We start from the raw sequence: 23,595 nt of genomic DNA, 5'->3' as shown, positions 1-23,595 counted from the left end.
CAAGTCGAGGCAGGGCCGGATGCGCAACCCCTGCAAGAACCCACTACTCCCGAATGGAGTCTCGACCGCGCCTGCGCTGCGCTGAACATCGCACAGATCGCGTTCGATTCACCGAACGGCAACATGCAGGGATACGCCTGTGCACAGGGCATCGCCATCAATCCCCTGGCCCGGTTTCCGGTCAAAACCGCCGCGCACGAGCTGGCCCACGTGCTGCTCGGACATATCGGTGACGCAGGCATCGTAGAGCACGAAAACATGGACGGAGCCTACAAGGAAGTCGAAGCCGAATCCGTGGCACACATCGTTGCCGCGATGCTCGGCCTCGACGAGGAAGCCCTGTCAAGCAGTCGCGCCTACATCCAAGGTTGGCTCGGTTCTTCAGACGTCAACGCGCAGGAATTCGCCAAGCGCAGCGCCGCCCGGATCTTCCGGGTTGCCAACCAGATCCTGAAGGTCGGCACCGAAAATTCCAGCGACGAATGACGCCACAGACCCGGCCACCGCGCCGGGTTTTTTTTCGCTCGCAAGGCGAAGCCCCCTGCCCGGCTTTCCCCTGCCCATCACCGACAGAAATGATCGCTCGCAAAAAAACGTGAGTGGGGTTTCGGCGCCCTGACGGGCACCTTCCCCGCTCACGGTTTTTGCTCATCCCTGGATGCGCCGGATCGCCCGATTCATACAACCAGCGGAGAACGCACCACAGCGACGAATGCGGGCCTTTCATGGCCGCGCCCTTGTGCTGGTATTGCTCCAGACACGGAAGCCCGCCAGCGCCGTTTATGGGCCGCTCACGGATGCGCTCGGCGACGGATAGCAGGCGAAGCCCCATGCCCGCTTTCCCCTGCCCGGCTTTCCCCTTGCCCGGCTTTTTCGCTCATCCACGAATGACGGCCAGCGACGGATACGTGCCAGAGAGGGGTGATCGGATCGCCCGCTGATGGCCCGGCGACGGATGCGCGCCTTTGTGCGGATGCGCGACCAGCGACGAATGCGACCCCTTCGTGGGTGACGCCGGATCGCCCGATCTGGCCCCCTCATGGGTGATGCGCGGCCCAGCAGATCGAGCGAGTCTCGGAGCCACGCTGCGCGGTTCCTCGCCCGAGTGAGGCCAGCGCCCGAACCGAAACCCGCGCGTCCGACAGATCGCAGCGCCTCCTGATCAGAAAGTGTGTCGTCGGAGAGATACGCACCCTTGCAAGCTGCGCTTGCCGTGCAAACCCCGTAGACATGCGCCTTCCAGACGTTTACATACCCCCGGCCCGGTGTTTACGTCCGCGCGGCAGAGCCCGCGCTAATACAGGCGTGAAGGCGTTTACAGGGGTAGTCCGCCACGGCACCGGAATTCGGCGGATTGCACCCGGTGCAGCATGACCTGTAAACACCCGTCAAGCGTGAAAGTGACCCCATGAAAAGCAGCAAAGTCCTAAGCGTCCGCATCCCCAAAGTGGAACTGTCAGAAATCGAGCAGCGCGCAGCGGAAGCCGGGTTGCCTCTCGGCACCTACGCCCGCACGTTGCTTCATCGCGAGCGCGTGGACAGCGCGGCGGCCATCGCGATTCTGAGCAAGCTGGTCGAAGCGCAGCACGCCGAAATGCTGAGTGTCATCGCCGAGCAGCGGCAGCGCATTGATGAACTGAAAGACCAGCAGACTGCGCACGCGGCACGCACCGAGCAGTTGATTGAAAAGTTCAAGGAATTGGCGGCCGCCCTGGCAGGAGCAATGAAGAAATGATCTCCATCGGAAAAGTGAATTCGATCGGTTACGGCAAGCACGTTCAGGACGCCGGCGAGAACGGCGCGGCAGAGTATTACGCGGGCGAGGACGTGCCGAGCCAGTGGGCGGGCTCGCTCGCAGCACAACAAGGCCGGGCCGGTGAGGTGTCGAAAGACGACCTGGTTGACGCCCTGCAAGGACGCATCACCGACGCCAGCGGCGAGCGCGTTATGAGCGATGAGCGGAGCAACTGGACGGCGGCGTATGACGTGACCGTGAGCGCCCCCAAGAGCGTTTCTATGGAGGCCGTGGTACATGGAAATCAGGACGCCATGGACGCGCACCGCGAGGCGGTTCAAGCTGTGATGGACAAGCTGGAAGCGGGCATTGGGACGAGGGTGACCAGCGGCGGAAAGACCGAGCACGAGCACACCGGCAACGCGCAGATTGCGCAGTTCGAGCACCACATGAGCGCATCGGGCGATCCGCATTTGCATACCCACAACGTGGTAAGCAACGCCACCATGAGTGAGGACGGAAACGCGCGGGCCATTGATGCCAAGGAAAGCATTTATGGGCAGGTCTCGGAGATGAACAAGACCTACAACGAAGCCCTAGAAAAGGGCTTGAACGACCGAGGCATTGCAACCTACAAAGACGCGAACGGACAGACGCAGATCGAGGGTTATGACAAAGAAGGGATGCGGGCCTTTTCAGCGCGTCAGGATGCGATGGACAAAGCGTTGCAGGAACGTGGTTCGAGCTATGACGCCGCAGGGCAAAAGGAACGCGAGCTTGCCCGTCAGGAGACGCGAAAGGACGTCGAGCGGGGCGAAATGAAAACCCGCGACGAGGCGAAAGCCGGATGGCAGGAAAAGGCCGACCAGGCGCGAGAGAGTGGCGCGAAAGTTGGGCCTGCCGAGCGGGCGCAGGAGCGAGACAAGCCGGGCACGGGGGAAGAGACCGGGCGGGCGGCGACGGCGGAAAAGTCCAGCTACAGCCGTGAAGAATTCCGCGAAGCCAAGTTCACGGTAAACGAAGGCAAGGCCGCAGAACAGCGCCTGGAATCCGGGAATTTTCGCAACGGCGACCACAAGCAAGATTTGGAGCAGCGCGTACAGAAGATGGAAGACCTGAAACGCGACCAGCCCGACCTGTACGACCGCGCAGAGAAGGCCGTCGAAAAAATGGGCGTGCGCGATAACGACAAAAAAGTGGACGACGCAGCCATGCGCTCAGCGCAGCGGGACGGGAAGCCAGCGCGGCGGCAGATCGAGCGGCCGGCGGGCGATCCGGCGGTGGCGGCGGAACCGATCATGTGGCCGCGATTGCGGGCGCAGTCCGCGCAGAATTGGCCCAGGATCTGACCAGCAAAGCAGAGCGCGAGAAAGCGGCAGAGCAGGCGAGGGAGCGGGCGGCTATCGAGCGAGAGCGCGAGAAGGCACAGGAGCGCACCGAAGCAGCCAAGGCCCAGCAGGAAAAGATTGACGCAGCAGGCAAGACGCAAGGGGCGGAAGTTAAGAGCGCGCAGGAACGCGCAGCCGATCAAGCGGACAAGCAGAAGGCGGACGCACAGCGCGGCCAGGACGGCGCCGGTCAGGACAACTACGCCCGCCAGCAGGCCGAGAGGGCTGTGGCGGATCGGCATACCGCGCAGACCGATTCGGGGTCAACGGCAGCGGGCGATAAAGGCGCCCCCGCGGCCAAAGACGACTTGAAAGAGCTTCGCGACCTGGTGGACAGGCTGGCCGATTCGACCATCCGCCAGGCGGGGCACAACGGCGCGCAGCAAGACGAAGCAAAAGGCGTAGACAAGAACCAGGCGGACCGCGAGCAGATGGAAAATTTTGTTGAAAAGTACGGCAGTGCCCAGCAAAAAGACGAAATGGCGAAGCTGCTTGAAAGGGAGGACAAATTTAAGGCGCTGGACAAGAAAGACGAGCTCGAGAAGGAATTCCAAAAGGACAAGGAGCGCAGCCGGGCCGGGTTTGGCGAGTAATCCAGAGCAGAGCAAGAGCGCCCGGCCAAGTGCCGGGTTTTTTGTGCCCTGTGCCTGATTGCACCCGGTGCAGCACACGGTATGCCGCAAGGCGTTTACCGGAGCTAACCATGAAGCAAATCGGGGTTCAAGTCGCAACACAGAATTTCAAACTGCGGTTGACGACGCGCGTTGTGTTGCTGGCCGTGGCGATGTTTGCCACACCGGCATTCGCCGCGTCCGGCGGCACTGCCACCGGTACCGGCGTACCGTCAGCAAACGCAACACAACAGGACGCGCAGGGCAACATCGCCACCGGCGCGGGCGCATCGGCCACAGGCGGCGGTTCAACCGCCGTGGGCACGTACTCCGGCGCATCCGGCAGCCACGGCACCGCGCTTGGCTACGCGAACTCGGCGGCTGGCGCAAGTAGCCTCGCTGCTGGTGCATATTCATCAGCAGCCGCAGGCTACAGCACCGCGCTGGGCAATAGCGCCGGGGCGCTGGGCGGTTATAGCGCCTCCATTGGAGCATCCACGACCGCCGCAGGCACGGGCGACGTGGCCCTGGGCTCCGGCGCATCCACAGCGGCCGCATCGGGCCATACGCAAACCAACGGCAACATTGCTATCGGCACCTCAACGGGCATGGTGTCCTACCAGTCCCTTACCGGCACATCCACCGTGGCCAACGGCGGCAATTCGGTAGCGATTGGTACAGGGGCGCAGGCCACTGGTAATAACTCCGTCTCCATCGGTGCGGGCTCCACCGATGGCGGCGCCGCAAACGTGGTGTCAGTTGGGAGCAGCACGCAGCAGCGAGAAATCATCAACGTGGCGCCGGGCACCACGGGCACCAGCGCGGTAAACCTAAACCAACTCAACGCAGCGATCAGCGCAGCGGGGGGTTCCGCCGCCAGCGCCGTGCAGTACACAAACAGCGCTGGCGCGCAGCAATCCACAGCAACGAACACGGCAACGCTCGTGGGTGCAACTGCCGGACAAACCAACGGCGGGCCGGTCACACTCACGAACATCGGCTCTGGCAATGTCGCAGCGGGATCGCTGGATGCTGTCAATGGCGGCCAGCTTTACACCGTGCAACAGGGCGCGCAGGCTGCGCAGGCCACCGCGAACGGCAATGCGGCCTCGATTTCCGCGCTGCAAACGCAGCAGGCAACGAATACGCAAAACATCGGGGCCAACACCAGCGCGATTCAAACGAACGCGGCGGCGATCTCGGCCAACACCAGCGCGATCCAGGCTGCGCAGACCACCGCGAATGCGGCTCAGGCTGCGGCGCAGCAGGCACAGGCCACGGCAACCCAGGCGGCGGCGGCGACAGGATCAAGTGTCGGCACCAGCGCAGCATCAGCGCTGGGCGGTGGGGCGACCTACGACAGCACAACCGGACAGGTAACCGCGCCGAGCTACACCGTGCAGGGCACGACACAAACCACCGTGGGCGGGGCGATCTCGGCGCTGGACACCGGGTTGACCAGCGCGGCGAACCAAGCGGCGGCGGCAGGCGCGGCGGCAGGGGCAGCGCAAACGACAGCGAACAACGCGCTCTCCACGGCGAGCACCAACGCGGCGGCCATCAGTCAGATCCAGACGCAGCAAGGAACCAACAGCGGCGCTATTTCCAGCCTGCAAAACGGCCTCACGTCAGCGACCAACACAGCGAACCAGGCGCTTTCCACAGCGCAAGCGGCGGCAGGCGCGGCGGCAGGGGCAGCCTCGCAGGTCGGCTCTACGCTCGGCACGAGCACAGCAACGGCGCTGGGCGGCGGTTCAACCTATGACGGCAGCACCGGACAGGTCACGGCACCGAGCTACACCGTGCAGGGCACGACACAAACCACCGTGGGCGGGGCGATCAGCGCTCTTGATGCATCGGTGACCAGCGCGGCGAACGCGGCAAGTTCAGCAGGCACCGCGGCGGCAGCGGCACAGGCCAGCGCAACCACGAACGCCAGCGCGATCACGACGCTGCAAACGAACGTATCCACCCTTCAAACTCAGCAAGGATCGAACACCGCAGCTATTGCCTCGAACACCAGCGCGATTCAAACTGCCAGCACGACAGCGAATCAGGCGCTCACCACGGCGAATCAGGCCATGACCACGGCAACGCAAGCCGCTGCCGCCACCGGCTCATCGGTGGGCACCAGCGCTGCCGCTGCGCTGGGCGGTGGGGCAACCTACGACAGCACGACGGGCCAGATTTCCGCGCCCTCGTACAGCATTCAAGGCACCACGCAAACCACCGTGGGCGGGGCGCTCGGCAAGCTCGACTTTGCCACTTCGTCCGCGCAGAACACGGCTCTTGGCGCAGCCCAAACCGCCGCAGGCGCCCAGCAAACCGCTACGGCTGCACAGCAAGCCGCGCAAACCAACGCGACGGCCATTACTGCTTTGCAAAACGCGCAATCGGGTAGCGCCGCCGATCTCAGCGCCCTGCAAAGCTCGGTGACAACCGCTCAAAACACCGCCACTTCGGCACTGGCTGGTGCGCAGCAAGCGGGGCAGGTCGCCGGGGCGGCTCAGTCCGCAGTTCAGGGTGTTCAGGCGGCGATCGGCAATCTTGGCGCACTGACTGCGCAGGGCCAGGCGCAAACAAACCTTGTTTCGGCTATTGGTGTGGTTGATGCCGCCACGACTGCCGCGCAGTCCACCGCCACGCAGGCGCTCACCACAGCCCAAGCCGCGCAGGCCGCTGCAACGGGCGCAATCGGCCAAGCCGCGCAAGCCATTGGCAACAGCACAGCATCAGCGCTGGGCGGTGGGGTAACGTATAGCGCCGTGACGGGCCAGATTTCGGCCCCGACGTATCAGGTGCAGGGCACAACGCAAACATCGGTTGCAGGGGCGCTGGGCAAGCTCGATGGTGCCCTATCCTCGACGACCGGGACTGCCGGGCAGGCGCTCTCCACGGCGAACCAGGCGGCCAACGCGGCGGCGCAGGGCTTGCAGCAATCCAACACAAACGCACAGGCTATCGCAACGAACACCGCCAACATCGCGGGCAACACCGCAGCCGTGCTCGGTTTGCAAAACTCTGTTTCGGCTGCACAGACCACCGCGAATGCGGCACAGACCACGGCGCAACAGGCCAGCACGAAGGCAGCTTCTGCGCAGGTCACGGCGCAGGCTGCTCAGACCACGGCCACCCAAGCGGCGGCGGGTGTGCAAACCAACGCACAAGCGATCACGACCCTGCAATCCACCGTGGGCACGGCGCAGACCACGGCGCAGGCTGCGCAGGTCACAGCGAACCAAGCGGCGCAGGGTGTGCAGAACAACGCGACGGCCATCACCCGCCTGCAATCCACTGTGGGCAGCAACACGCAAGCCATTACGGCCCTGCAATCCACCGTCGGCACCATCAATGGAAAGATCCTGCAAAACACCGCTCCGGCTTCGTCGGGCGGGCTTGCTACAGGTGGTGGCGACACCGGCGGCTATGCCGGGGCCGTGGCCATCGGCCAAGGGGCAACCATCACGACGCCGGGGCTTGGCGGCGATACCCGCACCACCGGCGCTGTAGCCATCGGCGCAGGAGCGCGAGCCAACGCCGACCCCGCGACCGCAGTGGGCGCACAGGCCAATGCCGCAGGTGCGGATAGCGTGGCGCTTGGCGCAGGGGCGCAGGCCACGGGCAATAACTCCGTCGCACTCGGCGCAGGTTCGAGCGACGGCGGGCAAGCAAACGTGGTGTCAGTCGGATCGCCCGGTTCTGAGCGCCGGATTACCAACGTCGCACCGGGCGTCATGCCGAGCGACGCAGCGACGATGGGCCAACTGGATGCGGTCAATTCGCGCATCGACGGCGTGGCGGCTTCGCTAAAGCGGCGCATCGATCAGACCGGCGCAATCGCCATGGCAGCCTCTCAAATCGCCCTCCCGCCCGGCTACACGCAGGGGGTGGGCGTGGCGATGGGTTCCCAGGGCGGGCAAAACGCGGTTGCGATCAGCCTGATCAAAAACCCGAAGCCCTGGATGCAAGTCAAGTTCACGGCCGGTTATGCAGGAGGCGTCTCGAGCTACGGCGGCGGCGTCAGCATCGGCTGGTGACACGCAGTTCAGAAATTGCACTGGCAGCAGCAGCAGAGTATGGGCGCAGTTTCGCGCCCATCAACCACCAAAGAGGTCAATCACCATGAAGTCGAAAATCATCTTCGCTGTACTTGCAGTCATCGCGGCAAACATGGCCGCAGCGCAGGCAGCCACGCCGTCCGACCCCGAGACGCTTTACTACGGCGCCACTATTCGGTGCGCGTCCAGCAAAGGCGCGCTGGGCGCCCCCGCCATCGATTGCCATTTGACCAGCGCACCCGGCGCTCCCTCTGTGTCCCTCAAAACAACGGAATTGCACGTTTCGTGCGATGGCTCAACGCTGGCTGACGTCACGGCTTGCAAAGGCACCGGGCGGGCCGAGTTGCAAAGCAAGCTGGGGGGTTTCCCGCCCGGCTTCCGCATACGCATTGCGCTGGATTGCGTGTCTCCCGCGTCCGCTGGGCCGATGCAGTGCAAGGAAGTGATGGAGTCTGGTCAAGCGCGCAACAAATGATTCTTCAACCAAATAAAGAAAGGAATGCGTGATGAAAAAGTTGATTTTGGCGGGACTGCTGGCGATGGTCGGGCTGGGCGGATGCGCAGGGGTAAAACTCATCGCTGAGGCGCCCTACCAGATCGTTCATCAGAATGTGCTTGATGCGCAGTGCAGCATGAAGTCGCAGGTGCTGGTTGGCCCGTGCAAGGATCTCACGAACTTTTCGGACTGTGCTCCCAATTACCCGAAAGTAAAGGAGTGCCGCGAAAACGGCCATTGGAGCTGCCTTTTTGAAGCAGTCCGGATTGCAACGGCCATGGATCCCACGCTGGGCGTGTGCCAAGGCCCGATCAAGCAGTAACTAACGAATTTAAGTGAAGGAAAAATTATGAAGATCCAGATGAACCAGATTGCGTTTGCCCTTGCATTGATTTCTGTTGTTGCGTCCGCCACCGCATCGGCGGATATGAGCATCGAGCAGTCCCGCACGTTCAATTCGGGCGGTGGATCAACCACGATGAAAACGGGTGTTGCGCCGTCAAACTTTGACCCGAACTTGATCGCCTACAGGCTCACCATGGTCAACGGCGACTACATGGGCAAACTTTGGGCCATGACCCCGGAACAGCCGACGGCGGCCAGTTGGAGGGCGGCGTCAACTGCGGTCGCCAACGGCAACGTCCTGGCTGGCAACCGCAGGGTGGGCGGCAGCTTCCTGCCAACTATTACAGGCTGGGTGGCCTGGGGCATTCAATCGGGTTTTATCGATCCCGATTACTACAGCCAGGCGCTGGGCGGTTGCCTTACTCGTGAGTCTGGCATGTCCGGCGGACTGGATGGCCTGGTGTACCGGATGCAGTCCTGCCAAGTCGAGGCTTACATCCAGTCTTACGCCATAAACCCGAATGGCTATGCGGGCGGCAATCTCATGGGCCTGGTTCCGTTGTGCGAAGTCCAGCAGCAAAACGATTGCAACATCACCGGCGGGGCGTTTAACCCCATGGCCCGCCTGCGGGCGGAACTCGCGGCGAGTGCCGCAAAACAGAAGGAAGAGGCGAATAATGCGAAATGGAGCGTGATGGCAAAACACAGCGCGGCTTATCAGCGGTACATGACGCTCAAGGACGGCAAAACCCCAGGAGCCCCGCAATGACCCGCGCCGCCGTTGCGCTGGCTTTCATGGTGGCCGTGGCCCTTGCTCCGGCGCAGGCCGGTGTTCGCAGTCACCGCGAACAGGACAACACGGCGGGTCGCTCGGCGTCCGTCGAGGTGCCGCTGGCGCCGGTATTGGGTCAAGCACTGAGCCGCGCCGGCTTGCCAGAAGCTCGGGCGCTCCAGCCGTGTTCGTCGGGCTGGCCGTCGGATGCCTCGCCCATTTTTGCCCCGGCCATGGCGGCAGCTTGGGTGTCCAGCCAGGTGCAGGCCGCGTGCGTGGTGTCTGCGGCTGAAACAGCGCTTGCTAACCGGCTCACGGGGCGCGTATGGCCGTCTGCCGAGGCGCTGCAATCTGCGGCGGACAGGGCCGCTCGTGGGCTGGATCTCCGGCGCATCCGGTCGGCCTGCCAAGCCCCAGATGTCTCATCCATCACCCCGATTACGGGCGATGAAGTCAAGGCCCAGATCGGTTCTCGGCTTGCCTACTCCTGCGGGCCAGAGGGTGTCTCCATTGCCCGCGATGGAGCGACATTCTTCGGTGGGGGAACGATTGACGGCAGGCAATACAAGGTCGGCCTGGAGCGCGGCAGCAGCAGCAAGTCCAGCGTAGGCGGCGCGTTCCTCTCGCCCTGACGGAACACAGTTTCAACCCCTGGCGGCGCCATGCCGCCGTTTGCCCGGCCCGGTTCTCCGCGCCGGGTTTTTTTTCGTCCGGAGTTTTGCTTAACCAAATTCCAACCAAAGGGTTAACCAAAGGCCCAACCAAAGGGTTAACCAAAGGCCGGGCGGCGTGGCTTTCTTTCCCTGACGCTGCGATTGCACCTGGTGCAGCACACGGTATGGCCCGATCTTGGGCCGCCAACGGAGAACACCATGCAAACCAATCACATCGCACACATCGCACGCACCCAACACCGCCCGGCACCCGCTGCGACGACGCCGGGGATCTTGGCGCGCGCGGGTGGCCTGCTTATCGGACTGCTTGCCGTGGCCGCTGGCTACCCGGCCGGGCTGATTGTTGCCTTCACCGCCGGCATGTTTGTGGGGCACGTTCTGGATATTCAGGCTTTTGCGGAGGACTGATTGCACCTGGTGCAGCACACGGTATGCGCTCCACGACGGAGCACAAGGAGAACGACATGCAGATCCTGTTTGGAGCCGCAACCCTACTGTTCATCACCCTCGGCGCAAGCGCGGTTCTTGCCCTGCTCGTCGGCCTGGGAACCGCAATGCTCGCAGATGCAGCGGCCGCCGACGACTATGAGCACGACCCCTACTGAACATGACATGGAAACCAACAACGACAGCGTAAAGGCGCTCCTGCTGGCCTGCGACGGCATCGACAGCGGGCATTGGTTCGCTCGATGCCCTGCGCACAGAGGCGGGTTCACATCCAGCCTTGAAATTCATTACGAGAACGGACGGCTGCAACTGCATTGCATGTGTGGATGCTCGCCGCAGAAGATTTTCGATGCAGTGCAAGGGCGCATTGATCGCCTTTTGTGTGAGGAGGAAGCGGCATGAACCGGCGAACGCAACTGTTCAAGCTGTCCAGAGAGTCGGAAAAAGCCTGGGCGGACTACGCGGCGGCAATCAACGCAATGTTTCCGCGCGCAGAGGCAACCGCGCTACTGCGCCATGCGCGGCCCGGACATGAACGGCGTTGGCGGGCCATCGATGCGGCAATGCAGCGCATTACGCACCGAAAGATTACCGAAGACGACATTTTTTAACTCAACGACAGGAGAAAACCATGACCATGAAAATTGAACGCTTGCTGAAAAAACAAGCCGAAATCCAAGCCCAAATTGACGCCGCAAAGCGCCATGCCAAACGCAAAGGACAGATCGGAGACTTGGCCGAGAAGGCCGGCGCGCTCGACTTGTCTGATGACGAAATCATCGCTGCGCTCAAGGCGGCTGTGGCGGCAACCGAGGCCAAGGACAAGCAGCCTGCGCCTGCTGCGCGTGCTGGCTTCGCGGCAACGGCTGCGACCGGGGCGACCAGCACGACCCTGGGTGCGAACGACTAAGCCGGGCAAGGGGGAAGACATGAGCCGCTGTCCACCCTGCGCCTGCGCGTGCTGCGCTCACCGCGCCGTGCTCGCTGGTGAGTTGTTCTGCGAATCGCGCATTCACCCCAATCCGCCGCAGGGGGTCAAGGGGCTTCTGGCGGTGCGCAATTGCCACTACTGGGATCCGGAGCCGCCCGACGCGCCACCGCTGCCCGAATGGCTGCGGCGCATCTACGAAGAAGCGCAAGCGCAAGCCTGATCCTGCACCAGGTGCAGCAAGGCACATCACCACTTACCCGAAAGGATTGAACATGCCAACCATCATCGTCGTCGCCCTGCTGTCAATTACCGGCCTGCTGGGCACATTCCTGTACATCGGTCAAAGCCACACCACCGACGCATCCGTGCAGGCCGCGCAAGCGCAGCAGCGGTGCGAGAAAGCCCGGTTCGACCTGCGGTTTGACACAGCATTGACAGCCAGTTCACCGCTGGCCCAAGCCGATGCGCTGCGCGTGAAAACCGAATGCGAGCAAGCGGCGCAGTTGCGTGCGGATGCGGAAAAAGCATCGCACGAGCAACAGGGCACGCTGCAAAAAATCGAGAACGCCATTGGCAGCGCGATCAAGGGGGACGGCAAATAAAGATGCGCCCTGCTCTTCCCCCTTGCCCTGCTGATTGCACTAGGCGCAGCAAGGGTAAGGCCGGCCCACTTTGCGGCTTGCCAAACTTAACTCACTGAAAGGAATCACGCACCATGCGTAACCCTCTTATCCTCACCGCGCTTGCCGCCAGCCTTGCTATTGCACTTGGCGGCTGCGGCAAAAATGGCATCGGCGCCGATTCGACGGTCAAGCAGGCCGTCTCGACCAGCACGGAAAGCAAGGTTGAAGCGAACCGCGAGGTGAAGCACAACACCACTGCCAAGGCCACGATTTCGATTCCAGCCATGTCTCTGATTTTGAAGGCGCTGCCGGAGTACGTCGCAGCACAACCGCGTGGCGCAAAGGATCCGCACGTCACCGCCGCTCGGGAAATTATTTCCGTTTCGCAACCCGTTCTCGGCTGGCCGATTGCCTGTTTTGGATGCTCCGCACAGGCGTCCTGGGCGCGCGGCCAGGCCGTTCGTGTTGCCTATGCAAACCTGGTTTTGACCGAACTTTCTGATCGCCTGCCCACCCAGGCAATGGCAAACTCGGATGCGGCGCGTAAAACCATCATTGCGGCATTCCTTGCCATCCCCCCGGCCACCCTCGATGCGGCCCAACAGAAGGCGGAAAAGCAGGTGCATGGCGGCGCGTTCACCCCCGACTTCGCCGGCGGCGATGACGTTCGCTTCATGCTCGGAGCGTCCGGCTTCAAAGGCGGCGATTCCGGCTGGGTGTGGGCCGAAGGCGGCGCTCCGTGGTACGGCGATGGGCTGATCAGCGGACGCAAAGTCGAGCTTGCCCTGGATTCGGCCATTGACACCGGCACCACGGAAACCAGCGGCACGGGCAGCACCACCGGCACCGAAGCTGGCCGCGAAAACACCGGACAGGCTGGGGTGAAGTGATGCGCCGCGACGACGCCCAGGATCTCCAACCGGAGGCGTTGTCGCCTCATGCCCGCGACCTCTACCGGGCACTGCGCAGGGATTGCCTGGAGCGCCTGCGCAGCCTGGTTACAGGCGCCGACCTCGACGCGCTGGCACTCATTGCCGGGCGGCGACTGGAGCCGGATCACCCTCTGCTCAAGGACTGGCGACGCATGTGCGCTGCGGCCAGAGAACTGAACCAGAACTGCAAGGTGCGGTTGTGACCAGAGGCGGGCATGTCATGGCCGGGGCCTGCGTAAGCATCGCCCTGGCCGTTTTGTTTTGGGATGCTCACCCCCAGGCGGCAGCCTGCGCCATTGCCGGGATTACCGCAGGAGCCAACGCCCCGGACTGGATAGAAAAGCCGCTGATGCTCCGGCACCGGACGTGGACGCACTGGCCTGTGTGGTGGCTGGCCTTGCTCGCCGCCAGCCTGCCCGCGATGATCTTTTCCCCCTTGCCCTGCCTTACCGCTGGCTTTGCTGTGGGCGCTTTGCTGCACCTCGCACTTGACATCGGCACACCGACAGGGATCCCGCTGCGATGGCCGCCAGATGGACGGCGGCGCCGGTCGCTGTACCTCTACACAACCGGATCGCCCGCAGGAGAGGCCGCTGCGCTGGCTGTCGTCGTGGCGTGCTGCGCCCTGCCCGTCGCCCTGCACGGGCTTTTCATGCGCTACCAATGGTGACGATCAACAGCCCGCAGATCGACGCAATCGTGCTGCACGACGGGCCGCAGCGTTCTGTTGACGTGCGCGGCAGTGTCGTTGCCCAAACGCGCCAGGGTAGCCGGGTTGTGTCGTTCTTCGTGACTGTGGACGACGACGCCTACAGGGTCACCGTGGAAGCGGGTGAATACGAGGCGGAAATCACGGCGCTTCTGCTTTCGCACCCAATCGCGCAGGAAGCGATCAGCGTTGCGCGTGGCGTGCTAACGGACGGCCTTTCCGCAGAAGCATCGGCATTCAACACCGAACGGCGGTTTGAAGTCATTCACGTTGAGATGGAGAAAACCAGCGTGTCGGGCGCGACGCTACCCGACCTGACGGTCAGCACCGGCGGGCGTTGCACCCTGCGCAGCAAGAGAGACGGGGTGCACACATCGACCTTTCTTTACGCCGATGCGCGCTTCGATTCAGGGGCTGATGTCGAGACGCATTTTTTCGTGATTCCGCCAGATGGCGTTACAGGGGACTGGATCAGCGCAGCAGAGCGCGAGCTACTGCGGCAGCCGGTGATTCAGCAGGCACTGCAACGCATCGCGGGGGAATTGCGGGCACACGCGGCAGAAATGTTGAAGCCCTATTTCAAGTAACCACCGGAGCGAGCCATGAGCATCCTTCTTTTCCTTCTTGTTTTTCCCTTCGCCGCCAGTGTTGCGCCGGTAGCCCTTGGCACCGCAGCCGCAGTTGCTGTTGCGCCTGCCGCTGTTGTGGCGACCACAGCCGCCGCGGTTGTTCCAGCAGCCGCTGTTGTTGTTCCAGCAGCAGCCGCCGCCGCTGTTGCACCCTGAAAGGATCTCCGACATGAAACCCATCAAGATTGATTGCCGACCGGCGAAGTCCAGGCCGACCGGCTTCTTCCAGATCGAGTGCGCCGGCGACCGCGTTCAAGTCCGGCGCCACAACCCGGACGGCAGCGCGTGCGATGCACTGACGCTGGACTTTCCGGTCAAGCAAGCCGCGCTGGCCGTCGCGATGGCCAACCTGCTTGCGGGAGCGCGCCATGCATAACAAGAGCAGCTACGAGGCCGCACGGGAGACGCTGGACGACATGGCGCGCGTGGAGCCGGGCGATCCGTTTGCGGGGCACAGGGCCGTGTTCAAGGGCGCTGTACGGGTTGCACCAGCGCTGCGCAAGGCCGCGATCCATGCGCGGCTGAGCGAAGCCCTGCGGAGCGCCTATTACGTCAACGGGATCCTTTGGGACGTGTACCCCGGATACAGGGCCGCACTGATCAACCTGGCCGACGCACTGTGCGAGGACATCGCGCGGGACGACGAGCTTATGGCGTGGGCGGCGCAGGAAATGGCGGAAAAAAGCAGGGGTGAAAAATGCTTGGCGTAATCCTTCGCTCGTTCTTTGCGCTCATCGTCATCGCTGGGGCCGTGCATAGCCGCGCGCATTCGGGACGACACGCGCACGCGTCTTGGCGCTGGCTCTGGATGCCGCTGGCCCTGGGCTCCCTTGTCCTGCCCGCCCTGCCCCTGCCGATCTGGGCATGGGGCGTGGCGTCTTGGGCAATCGGCATGGCCCCGGCGTGGTACGTGGCAAAGCGCGGCTGGGATGACCTGGTGCCCTGGGCGGACTGGTTCGGCCCGAGCAAGTATCTGTCCGGCTCGCGTCAGTTGATGGCTTGGCAGGTTGCCCGCGCGGTACGCAAACAGGCCAGCCGGTTCCAGATCGGCGGCGTGCCCTTTCCCGCGGAACTGGAGGTCGTGCATGCCCTGCTCGTGGGGACGACCGGCTCGGGCAAGACCGTGGTGCTCAAGACCGTGCTTGACCAAATGGAAAAGGACGGCCAGCGGGTCATCGCCATCGATTCGGGCGCAGACCTCGCGACGCGGTACTACAGCAAGACCCGTGGTGATGTGATCCTGAACCCGCTCGATTCGCGCTGTGCGCCGTGGAGCCCTCTTGCCGAACTGCGCTCAGTCGAGGACTGCATGTCGATGGCGAAAAGCATCTGCCCGACCGGCGAAGGCAGCGACAAGACCTGGACGCTGGCGGCGCAAAACTTCATCTCGGCAATCTTGATGAAGCTGCTTGAGCGACCCAACGCAACCAACAAGGACTTCCTGCATTTCGTGGCTATCGCTGATGTCGAGGAACTGCGCGAATTCCTGGCAGGAACGCACGCAGCGCCCTACCTCGCAGAGGGCAATGAACGCATGTTCGGTTCGGTGCGCAGCACAGCGCAGGAGCGCACGGCAGCGTTCTTCATGCTCGACCCATCAGCGGGTCGCGACGGGTTCTCGGTGCGCAAATTCATCGCTGCGGACGGCCAGTCGTGGCTGTTCGCGACCTATCTTGACGACCAACTGGAACTGCTGCGCTATCTGATTGCGACCATCATTGACATTGCCGCCATCGCCGTGTTGTCACTTACACAGAGCGCGCAGCGGCGGGTGATGTTTTCGCTCGATGAGTTCGACAGCATCGGCAAGGTGGACACCGTGTTGACCGAGCTAACAAAAGGCCGGAAATACGGCGCAAGCGTCTGGCTGGGCATCCAAACCATCGCACAGTTCCGAAAAAACTACGGCAACGACGGCGCACAAACGCTGGCTGGCAACCTGGGGTCATGGGTTGTGCTGCGCACGCCAGACCCGGATACGGCTGAGTACGTCAGCAAGAAGCTAGGTACCGGCGACTATGCGCGCAAAACCATGCAGTTAAGCCACAGCGAGGGCGGCATGGGCACGAGCCACGGCGAGCAGATCGAGCGCAACATTCCGGCGGTACCGACCGGCGACATTGTCACTTTGCAAGTCGCCAGCCGGGAGACCAAGACGCCGCCCATGGGCTACCTGCACCTTGCCGGACAGATGCCCTGTCGGATCACCCTGCGGTTTCCTGCGGGACGCCCGGAGCGCGACAGCGACGATGCGCTGGGCCGCTATGGATTTGTCCTGCGTGATGACTACGCACAGCAGCGAACACGCGCGGCGAATGTGCTGCACCAGGCGCAGGACGCCATGGCCAAGGCGCTGGCATCGATCAATGACATTTGATTGCAGTGGAGAGGCCGCCGCCCGCCTGGGCAACCGGGAGTGTGCGGCCAGGGTCAGGCCGACAACGGCCTACGTTGTGCGAGGTGTTAAAGACCATGCGCGCTGTGCTTCATCAGCAGCGCCGCTTGGAGCGGCAGGGGCAGACAAGCCGGGGCAGGCACGAAACGCCTTGCCGCACGCACACACGCGCAACATTCCCGAGATGAGACCGTCGAAAGAAGGCGTCACAAGGCCCGTAAGGGTAGCCCGGTTCGCGCCGGGCTTTTTTATGGTCAGCGCAAGTGGAGCCATGCGACCAAGCGGCGCAGATCGGACTTGATGCGCTCTTTGTTTGCACGCCACACAGCAATGATGACGGTCACCGAAAGGGCCAGAACCAAGATTGCGTAAGCGTAAGAAAGGGCTGCCATCACATGAGTGTCTTTGTACTTGACCAGCACGGCCACCCCATCATGCCATGCTCTGAAAAACGGGCACGGCAGATGCTGGAGCGTGGACGCGCTCGCGTGCATCGGGTCATGCCGTTCACCATTCGGCTCGTGGATCGATTAGTTGAGGGCAGCGCGTTGCAACCGCTGCAAGAGAAGATTGACCCCGGCAGCAAGACCACCGGCATCGCACTGGTGCGGAAGGACGGAAACGCCGCACATGCCGTAACGCTTCTGGAATTGGAACACCGGGCTGACCATATCAGCAAGCTGCTCTACCGGCGACGACTGCTCCGGCATGCTCGCCGGGCAAGGCATGGACGATACCGCAATCCGCGCCGGCACTACAGCCACAGGCTGGCACCATCCATCCGGCACCGGCTACTCACGACAGAGACCTGGGTGCGGCGACTAATGGCATGGGCACCCGTGAGCGGGCTTGCGTTTGAACAGGTGGCGTTCGGACTGCGCGCAGGGCAGCGAGATCACGAGCCAGGTCTGAGCCTGCGAGAACGCCTCATGAGCGCCTGGGGCGGACGTTGCGCGTATTGCGGCGGGCCGGGGCCGTTCCAGATCGACCACGTGAGGGCCAAGGCGAAGCACGGCGGCGATCATATCGGCAACCGGGTACTGGCCTGCGTGTCGTGCAACAAGGCAAAGGGCGCACTGCGATTGAGCGAGTTTGTGAGTGGAGATAGGCGCGAGGACATCAAGTCGACGCTGACTCCCGCAAGGCGCGACGAGGCGGCGGTGAACATCGCGCGCAATGCACTGGGCGAGATGCTGGCGGCCACGGGCCTGCCGGTTGAGGCGACCAACACGCGCCACACAAAAATGAATCGGCGGCGCCTGGGGCTGCACAAGGGCGATGCGCTGGACGCACTGGTGCTCGGGCAGGATCTGGGCGTGGTGACCGGCGCTGGACAACCAGTGCTGCACATTCAGGCGATGGGCCGGGGTTCGCACCAAAGGACGCGGGTGGATGCCGCAGGGTTCCCGACAAGCTACCTGATGCGGACAAAGCGCGTGCATGGGTTCGCGACAGGGGATCTGGTGCGGGCGCGGGTAGGCAGGGGGGAAATGGCAGGCGTGCACGTCGGACGGGTGGCCGTGCGAGCGAACGGGAATTTCAATGTCGTGGCCGATGCGGGCGTGCTGCGCGTGTCGTGGAAGTTTTGCGATCTGCTGCAGAAGGGGGATGGCTACAGGTACGGCTGGTAAAGGCCGGGCAAGGGGGAAGAGTTCTCGTGAAGCCGACTGTGCATATTAAGCACAGTCTTGTAAATCAAGGACTTAGGCGCGACGGCATCGGTGGCGCGCAATTTTGCTTGAGTTTTGCTTAAGCAAATTCCAAGCAAAAGCCAAGCAAACGGTTAAGCAAATTCCAAGCAAACGGTTAAGCAAACGGCAGGGCAAGGGGGGAAGAGATGGCGTGATGGCGGTCGGGGTGGTGGTGGGTCTTGTCAGCAGGGTGAAAGGCCTGGGGGTGCCCCCCGCAAGCGGGGGTCGGTGCATCGGGCCTGCGGCCCCGAGCCCTGCGGTCTCGGCCTGGCGGCGAAGCACCTCACCCAACCCAAGCGCCCCCAAAGCACCGCGCGTTGATTTGGCAGGATGACGCCGAACCACCTGATCGACGCGACACCATACAGGCGGAGCAGGAGCCCCGCTGCGCGGTTCCTGCTCTGGAAAGGGCCAGGCGGCCCGGAAGAAAAGACCGGTCAGCGCTCGCAAGCGAGCGAGGGACGGGCATAGCCCGTGGCTGCTGCATCGCCGGGTTGTGCGGGCCGGTTTTCTGCGCCCGACACGCCTGCGCGATCTGCCATGTCCGGAGCCGCCCCGACTTTCTGCGCCTATCGGGGAGAGGGGCTAAAGCCCCCTGCAAGCGTCACGCCAGCCCAGAAGGACGGGCTGTCATGCCGCCTGCAGCCCCGATTGCCTGCGGCACCGGCTTGAAAGGTCGTTTTGTGAGGCGGCTCCATACACGGCAGAAATCACACAGAGGCGCGTCATTGGCACAGCAAACCTATACACCCCCGCACAACCCACCGATTACGCAGCCCATCACGAGAGGCTCACCACCACAGCAGTAGGCACCACCACCACCACCACCGCCGCGTCAATTATTTTTCAACCAATGCGTTTGGTTTCCTAGAAAGAAGTGAGATCGCTTTTTTGCACCAGACGCAGCAATCTTTGAGCGCCGCCGGGCGCATCCCGGCAAACCTGAAACCTGAAACTTTAGGAGTAGCAAAAATGAAAAACTTTACCCAAACTCAGATCGCTGAGGCCATCGAAAAAATCGGCGGCAACGAAATCGGTGGCGAAGACGCTGCGCGCGCGTTGCGCGATACCGCTGGACTGAATGCGCCGCAAATCGCCGCAGCGCTGACGAGTGAAGCCGGGCTTGGGCTGGAACCGCACCGGGTGGCTACCGCGCTCTATTTTTCTGGCGGCCTCGATCTCAGCATTGACGAGGTTGTCGCAGCGATGAACGAGTCAAAGTGCTTCAACATCGACCAACTCGCTTTTGCCATGCATTCTGAAAAAGGCCTAGATCTGGATCTTGACGACACAGCAGCAGCGTTGCTGACGCAATTTAGCCCGGCAGAGACTGCCAATGCTCTGTATTTGCTCGGTGAGGGCGCCGTCCCAAGCATCTCATCGTCGCAAATCGCCGCTGCAATCGCCGCAGCAGCGGCAGCCGCAGACTGAGCAAGTACCGAAAAGCGCTCCGCTGCAACCGCGCAGCACGCCGATTGCAGTGGAGCGCCGAAAAAAAGGAGTTGAAAAATGAGCACTTTCCTGAAAATCATCGCGGCGTTGATCGTCGCGGGTCTTGTGCAGGCCTATGCGCCGCCGCTCCTGCAAGCTGTTGTTGTCGTGGTGGCGCTGGCGTGGTTCTTCCTCGACGCTGCGCACCGCGCACGGTGCGGGGCGGGGCAGTGACGAGGTTTGCCATATGGCATTTACGGACGACACCGAAGCCCTGCGCAACGCCGCGCCCGACCTGGTGGCCGACGCCCTGGGCCTGACCCCCGACGAGCAGGCGCAAAAGGAAAAAGGCGGCGCGGGGTACCTGTATTACGCCATGCGGGACGGACAAAAAATAGTGATCTGCACGAAATCGCGCAGCGGGGCGCCCTTGTGGTGGCGACCGGGCGACGCAGCGCACGCAGGGGACTGGTTCGCCCTTGTGCAACACCTGCAACCGGGACTGAACCTCGGGCAGGCTAAAGCCCATTTGCGCCGCGCGCTGGGTTCCATGCCCGCCCCAGTGTCCATGCCTACACCTGCGCCGACCACGCCAGCGCCTGCCCCGGTGTTGGCCGATGCGCCCACCTGGGCCGCACAGTGGCTTGCAGGGCGGGGCCTGTCCGCTCGGGCGATCCGCTTGGCGCTTGATGCGGGCATGGCCGGTGTCGCGGCCGAAGCAAAGGGCGGACGGTTTTGCAATCTCGCGTTCCCACACACGGACGGGCGATCCGACCTGATCGGCGCGGAAATTCGCGGGCAGGGACGGGCATTTAAGGGCTTCCAAGGCCGAAAAGGCGTGTTTTTGCTGCCCGCACTGGAAATATCCGACCGGCTGTGCGTTGTCGAATCCGCCATTGATGCGCTTGCACTGCTGGACTTTATGCACGAGCACGGCAAGGGCGCGGCATGGGTTATGTCCACGGCGGGCCGACCGTCAGCCGCGCAAACGGCAGAGATCGAGAGCCTGGCGCGCGACCTCGGCATCAGGCGCTTGGTGGCGTGCCAAGACGGCGACGAGGGCGGCGACGAGCAGTCCGCAGCCATCGAGGCGCTGGCCGGACGCATGGGCGCCGAGTACAAGCGCACCAGGCCGCCGACCGGGTGCAAGGACTGGAGCGACTGGGCGGAAGGCCGCAACATACCAGCCGCCGCCTGATCTTTTCCCCCCTGCCCGGCTTGTCATCACACATCATCACGCATCACGCTTAATCACACATCACACATCACGCTTAATCACGCATCACACATCATGCATCATCACGCGGAATTAAGCGTAATCACGCATCATCACGGCGAATCACGCCGAATTAAGCAGAATTAAGCAGAATCACGTCGAATTAAGTGTGATGATTGCGCGTGACACGCAGTGATGAGCAATCATCACGCATCATCACACATCACACATCACACATCACACATCACACATCATCACGCATCACGGTTGATTGTGGTTGATGAAGCAAAGTCAGGCACCGAGTGCCAGACCCCAATGCAGGGCGAAAAAGGCCGCGATGCCAACAGCCAGCAGCACCATGCCGCCCGCGTGCAGGCGGGCGCGGCGCGCATCGGACAATCGAAACCCGGTCTGCTCGAGGACAGCTTCCAGGGCTCGCCAGCCGTCAAGGGGCGGGATCGGCAGCAGGTTGAACAGCGCAAGGGCGACGTTGGCCTGCGCCATCAGCAAACAAACCTGCACCTCGCTGCCATGCCCGGCCACAGCGGACCAGGCCGCCCCAAGGCCAGCGAATAACCCGGCTGCCCCAAGGCTGGACAGCGGCCCAGCCAGAGCAATCCAAAATCTGGCAAGCGTGGGTTCTGATTCCAGCGGCCGGGTGAACTCGCACGCACCGTTGAGCCCGAACAGACGCGCCTCAAATCGCCCCCCCCAAAGCCGGAGCAGCCAGGGGCCATTGCCTGCCGTCACGCGCCGGACGGGCAGGCCGAAGATCCGCGCTGCGAGAGCATGTCCGGCCTCGTGCAGCGCAAGGGACGCAACGAAAAGCAGCGACGTGACAACGACTGCGAAAAGAAGCGAAAGGGCTGCGTAAAGGGAAAGGGTCATGGCGGGCGATCCGGTTAGGGGCGATGCCACCCTGCTGCGCCTGGTGCACCCGATTTTGCTTAAGCAAATTTCAAGCAAACACCCAAGCAAAAGCCAAGCAAACGGTCAAGCAAAAGCCAAGCAAACGGTCAAGCAAAAGCCAAGCAAAACTACCGTCCGCCGAGATTCTTCCCCCTTGCCCGGCCTTTCTGTTTCCTCGCCCTGCTGTTGCACCCGCAGCAGCAGGGAATAGGACAGGCACACAGGACAAGACATGCGCGATCCGACAACCAGCACACCACCCGTCATGATTTACCCCGCGCCCTACGTGACAATCCCCCTTGCCGCCATGATTACCGGCCTGACCGCGAAGGCGATCCGGCGCAAAATTGAAGAGGGCAAATGGCTTGAGGGCCGCGAGTACAAGCGCAGCCCGGACGGCGGGATCTTCATTTCAATCAAGGGGTACACCCAATGGGTGGAGAAGGAAAAGGCGTAGAGGTTCGGGCGACCTCGATCCGCCTGTTTTTCGTGTTCGAGGGCCAGCGCCGCAAAGAGACGCTGATGCTGAACGGCAAGCCGATGGCGCCCACCCCGGCGAACATCAAATACGCCCACCGGCTGGCGGCCGAGATCCGGCAGCGCATCCGGCACGGCACCTTCAGCCTGGTCGAATACTTCCCCGCCAGCGGGCAGGGGCCGGGCCTGACGGTTGCGAGCCAGCTTGAGACCTGGCTGCAAGCGCAGCGCGTTGAGCACAGTACACGGGCCGGGTATGCCTCGGCAGTGAAGTTCTGGGCCGGAGCACTCGGCGACAAGGCGCTGCGTGGCCTGGTCAAGTCCGACGTGATGACCGTTCTGGCCCACCGCCCTGACCTCTCCGGCAAGACCATCAACAACTACGTGTCCGTGCTGCGCCAGGCGCTGGATCTGGCCGTGGACGACAACCTGTTGACAGAGAACCCCGCCGCCGCATTACCCCCCGCGAAGCACCAGAAGGAGCCGCCAGACCCGTTCTCTGCCGACGAGGCTGCCGCGATCCTGTCCGCGCTGCACCAGCGGCACCCCGGCCAGGTGGCCAACATGACCGAGTTCTGGATGTGGACGGGACTGCGCACCTCAGAGATCTTCGCGCTGCAATGGGGGAACGTGGACTTGCGCTCCGGCGCAGTGCTGATCAGCGAGGCTATGGTTCGCGGCGAGTACAAGGACAGCACCAAGACCAACACCGCCCGCACGGTACGCCTGAACAGCCGGGCAAAAGAGGCGCTACAGCGGCAAAGGGCCTTCACCCAACCCGCAGGGGCCGAAGTGTTCCAGGATCCCCGCTACGGCACGCCCTGGATCGACGAGCGGGCTTTCAGGCGCAGCTACTGGACACCAACCCTCAAGCTGCTCGGCATCCGCTACAGGCGCCCTTACAACATGCGCCACACCTACGCCACGGCAATGCTGATGGCGGGCATGACCCCGGCCTTCTGCGCCCGGCAGCTTGGTCACTCGGTCGAGATGTTCCTGCGCACCTACGCCCGCTGGATCGACAACCAACGGGACGACGCGGAGATGGACCGGCTGGAAAGTTCCCTGGAAGTTCCCCGGAAAAAACAAACGCGCCTCTAAGTGCGCGTTTTTATTGAGTAATCTG

Annotated in this window: 32 protein-coding genes; 30 read left to right on the top strand and 2 right to left on the bottom strand. The window is 63.0% G+C overall.

Annotated features, from left to right (window positions below):
* The 24 genes from ABT24_RS09835 to ABT24_RS09720 all read left to right on the top strand — a co-directional run.
* The coding region (locus ABT24_RS09835) for a M78 family metallopeptidase domain-containing protein (protein ID WP_286737759.1) at positions 1-486 on the top strand (486 nt) is incomplete at its 5' end.
* A gap of 922 nt (positions 487-1,408) precedes the next feature.
* On the top strand, positions 1,409-1,735 hold the full coding sequence (locus tag ABT24_RS09830) for a hypothetical protein (RefSeq protein WP_276732298.1): 327 nt from the start codon (positions 1,409-1,411) through the stop codon (positions 1,733-1,735).
* Positions 1,732-3,084: a MobF family relaxase gene (gene mobF / locus ABT24_RS09825; RefSeq protein ID WP_286737757.1), complete on the top strand. Its 1,353-nt coding sequence runs from the start codon at positions 1,732-1,734 to the stop codon at positions 3,082-3,084. The genes ABT24_RS09830 and mobF overlap by 4 nt, the downstream gene beginning before the upstream one ends.
* Positions 3,036-3,716: a hypothetical protein gene (locus tag ABT24_RS09820; protein WP_286737756.1), complete on the top strand. Its 681-nt coding sequence runs from the start codon at positions 3,036-3,038 to the stop codon at positions 3,714-3,716. Before mobF ends, ABT24_RS09820 begins: the two co-directional genes overlap by 49 nt.
* A 110-nt stretch (positions 3,717-3,826) precedes the next feature.
* Positions 3,827-7,771 (top strand): beta strand repeat-containing protein, encoded by a 3,945-nt coding sequence (locus ABT24_RS09815; RefSeq protein ID WP_276732304.1) that lies wholly within the window; start codon positions 3,827-3,829, stop codon positions 7,769-7,771.
* Between the two features lie 85 nt (positions 7,772-7,856).
* Complete coding sequence (locus ABT24_RS09810; RefSeq protein WP_276732307.1) at positions 7,857-8,267, top strand: hypothetical protein; 411 nt, start codon at positions 7,857-7,859, stop codon at positions 8,265-8,267.
* A gap of 31 nt (positions 8,268-8,298) precedes the next feature.
* On the top strand, positions 8,299-8,610 hold the full coding sequence (locus ABT24_RS09805; protein WP_276732310.1) for a hypothetical protein: 312 nt from the start codon (positions 8,299-8,301) through the stop codon (positions 8,608-8,610).
* A 27-nt stretch (positions 8,611-8,637) separates the two neighbouring features.
* Entirely contained in the window at positions 8,638-9,402 is a 765-nt protein-coding gene (locus ABT24_RS09800) for a hypothetical protein (RefSeq protein ID WP_276732313.1), read from the top strand.
* Complete coding sequence (locus ABT24_RS09795) at positions 9,399-10,037, top strand: hypothetical protein (RefSeq protein WP_276732316.1); 639 nt, start codon at positions 9,399-9,401, stop codon at positions 10,035-10,037. Before ABT24_RS09800 ends, ABT24_RS09795 begins: the two co-directional genes overlap by 4 nt.
* 240 nt (positions 10,038-10,277) lie before the next feature.
* Complete coding sequence (locus ABT24_RS09790) at positions 10,278-10,487, top strand: hypothetical protein (RefSeq protein ID WP_276732319.1); 210 nt, start codon at positions 10,278-10,280, stop codon at positions 10,485-10,487.
* Positions 10,488-10,543: 56 nt separating this feature from the next.
* Entirely contained in the window at positions 10,544-10,684 is a 141-nt protein-coding gene (locus ABT24_RS09785; protein WP_286737754.1) for a hypothetical protein, read from the top strand.
* Between the two features lie 7 nt (positions 10,685-10,691).
* Entirely contained in the window at positions 10,692-10,928 is a 237-nt protein-coding gene (locus ABT24_RS09780; RefSeq protein ID WP_276732326.1) for a hypothetical protein, read from the top strand.
* Positions 10,925-11,137, top strand: a complete 213-nt coding sequence (locus tag ABT24_RS09775) for a hypothetical protein (RefSeq protein WP_276732328.1) — start codon at positions 10,925-10,927, stop codon at positions 11,135-11,137. Before ABT24_RS09780 ends, ABT24_RS09775 begins: the two co-directional genes overlap by 4 nt.
* A 20-nt stretch (positions 11,138-11,157) precedes the next feature.
* Complete coding sequence (locus ABT24_RS09770) at positions 11,158-11,436, top strand: hypothetical protein (RefSeq protein WP_276732330.1); 279 nt, start codon at positions 11,158-11,160, stop codon at positions 11,434-11,436.
* A gap of 19 nt (positions 11,437-11,455) precedes the next feature.
* Positions 11,456-11,677: a hypothetical protein gene (locus ABT24_RS09765; RefSeq protein WP_276732332.1), complete on the top strand. Its 222-nt coding sequence runs from the start codon at positions 11,456-11,458 to the stop codon at positions 11,675-11,677.
* 52 nt (positions 11,678-11,729) lie between these two features.
* A complete protein-coding gene (locus ABT24_RS09760) occupies positions 11,730-12,059 on the top strand; it encodes a hypothetical protein (RefSeq protein ID WP_276732334.1) in 330 nt (109 codons plus the stop codon).
* 113 nt (positions 12,060-12,172) lie between these two features.
* Positions 12,173-12,970, top strand: a complete 798-nt coding sequence (locus tag ABT24_RS09755; RefSeq protein WP_276732337.1) for a hypothetical protein — start codon at positions 12,173-12,175, stop codon at positions 12,968-12,970.
* Entirely contained in the window at positions 12,970-13,215 is a 246-nt protein-coding gene (locus ABT24_RS09750; protein ID WP_276732340.1) for a hypothetical protein, read from the top strand. The genes ABT24_RS09755 and ABT24_RS09750 overlap by 1 nt, the downstream gene beginning before the upstream one ends.
* A 17-nt stretch (positions 13,216-13,232) precedes the next feature.
* Positions 13,233-13,682: a metal-dependent hydrolase gene (locus tag ABT24_RS09745; protein ID WP_276732345.1), complete on the top strand. Its 450-nt coding sequence runs from the start codon at positions 13,233-13,235 to the stop codon at positions 13,680-13,682.
* Positions 13,676-14,308, top strand: a complete 633-nt coding sequence (locus tag ABT24_RS09740) for a hypothetical protein (protein ID WP_276732349.1) — start codon at positions 13,676-13,678, stop codon at positions 14,306-14,308. Before ABT24_RS09745 ends, ABT24_RS09740 begins: the two co-directional genes overlap by 7 nt.
* Positions 14,309-14,323: 15 nt before the next feature.
* A complete protein-coding gene (locus ABT24_RS09735) occupies positions 14,324-14,506 on the top strand; it encodes a hypothetical protein (RefSeq protein WP_276732351.1) in 183 nt (60 codons plus the stop codon).
* Between the two features lie 13 nt (positions 14,507-14,519).
* Complete coding sequence (locus tag ABT24_RS09730) at positions 14,520-14,726, top strand: hypothetical protein (protein WP_276732354.1); 207 nt, start codon at positions 14,520-14,522, stop codon at positions 14,724-14,726.
* Entirely contained in the window at positions 14,719-15,060 is a 342-nt protein-coding gene (locus tag ABT24_RS09725; RefSeq protein ID WP_276732357.1) for a hypothetical protein, read from the top strand. Before ABT24_RS09730 ends, ABT24_RS09725 begins: the two co-directional genes overlap by 8 nt.
* Positions 15,061-15,158: 98 nt before the next feature.
* On the top strand, positions 15,159-16,727 hold the full coding sequence (locus ABT24_RS09720; RefSeq protein ID WP_276732360.1) for a type IV secretion system DNA-binding domain-containing protein: 1,569 nt from the start codon (positions 15,159-15,161) through the stop codon (positions 16,725-16,727).
* 272 nt (positions 16,728-16,999) lie between these two features.
* On the opposite strand, the gene ABT24_RS09715 is transcribed toward ABT24_RS09720, so the two are convergent.
* Positions 17,000-17,173 (bottom strand): hypothetical protein, encoded by a 174-nt coding sequence (locus tag ABT24_RS09715; protein ID WP_286737751.1) that lies wholly within the window; start codon positions 17,171-17,173, stop codon positions 17,000-17,002.
* Here ABT24_RS09715 and iscB point away from each other — a divergent pair.
* From iscB to ABT24_RS09695, 4 genes are all read left to right on the top strand, one after another.
* On the top strand, positions 17,141-18,376 hold the full coding sequence (gene iscB / locus ABT24_RS09710) for an RNA-guided endonuclease IscB (RefSeq protein ID WP_353743842.1): 1,236 nt from the start codon (positions 17,141-17,143) through the stop codon (positions 18,374-18,376). The two genes, ABT24_RS09715 and iscB, sit on opposite strands and share 33 nt — an antisense overlap.
* Before the next feature lie 1,032 nt (positions 18,377-19,408).
* Entirely contained in the window at positions 19,409-19,867 is a 459-nt protein-coding gene (locus tag ABT24_RS09705) for a hypothetical protein (RefSeq protein WP_286737749.1), read from the top strand.
* Between the two features lie 78 nt (positions 19,868-19,945).
* A complete protein-coding gene (locus ABT24_RS09700) occupies positions 19,946-20,101 on the top strand; it encodes a hypothetical protein (protein ID WP_276733026.1) in 156 nt (51 codons plus the stop codon).
* 13 nt (positions 20,102-20,114) lie between these two features.
* A complete protein-coding gene (locus ABT24_RS09695) occupies positions 20,115-21,065 on the top strand; it encodes a toprim domain-containing protein (RefSeq protein WP_276733028.1) in 951 nt (316 codons plus the stop codon).
* A gap of 309 nt (positions 21,066-21,374) precedes the next feature.
* On the opposite strand, the gene ABT24_RS09690 is transcribed toward ABT24_RS09695, so the two are convergent.
* Entirely contained in the window at positions 21,375-21,971 is a 597-nt protein-coding gene (locus tag ABT24_RS09690; RefSeq protein ID WP_276733031.1) for a metalloprotease, read from the bottom strand.
* A gap of 253 nt (positions 21,972-22,224) precedes the next feature.
* Between ABT24_RS09690 and xisR the strand changes: the two genes are divergently transcribed.
* The gene (gene xisR, locus ABT24_RS09685; RefSeq protein WP_276733034.1) at positions 22,225-22,449 is read left to right on the top strand and encodes an excisionase family protein; all 225 of its coding nucleotides are present in this window, start codon (positions 22,225-22,227) and stop codon (positions 22,447-22,449) included.
* Complete coding sequence (locus tag ABT24_RS09680) at positions 22,425-23,570, top strand: Arm DNA-binding domain-containing protein (RefSeq protein WP_276733036.1); 1,146 nt, start codon at positions 22,425-22,427, stop codon at positions 23,568-23,570. The genes xisR and ABT24_RS09680 overlap by 25 nt, the downstream gene beginning before the upstream one ends.
* The last annotated feature ends 25 nt before the right edge of the window (positions 23,571-23,595 follow it).

This window comes from Thiomonas sp. SCN 64-16 (assembly GCF_001725585.1).
Taxonomy (GTDB): domain Bacteria; phylum Pseudomonadota; class Gammaproteobacteria; order Burkholderiales; family Burkholderiaceae_C; genus Thiomonas; species Thiomonas arsenitoxydans.
This window is presented reverse-complemented; position numbering and strand designations above follow the sequence as displayed.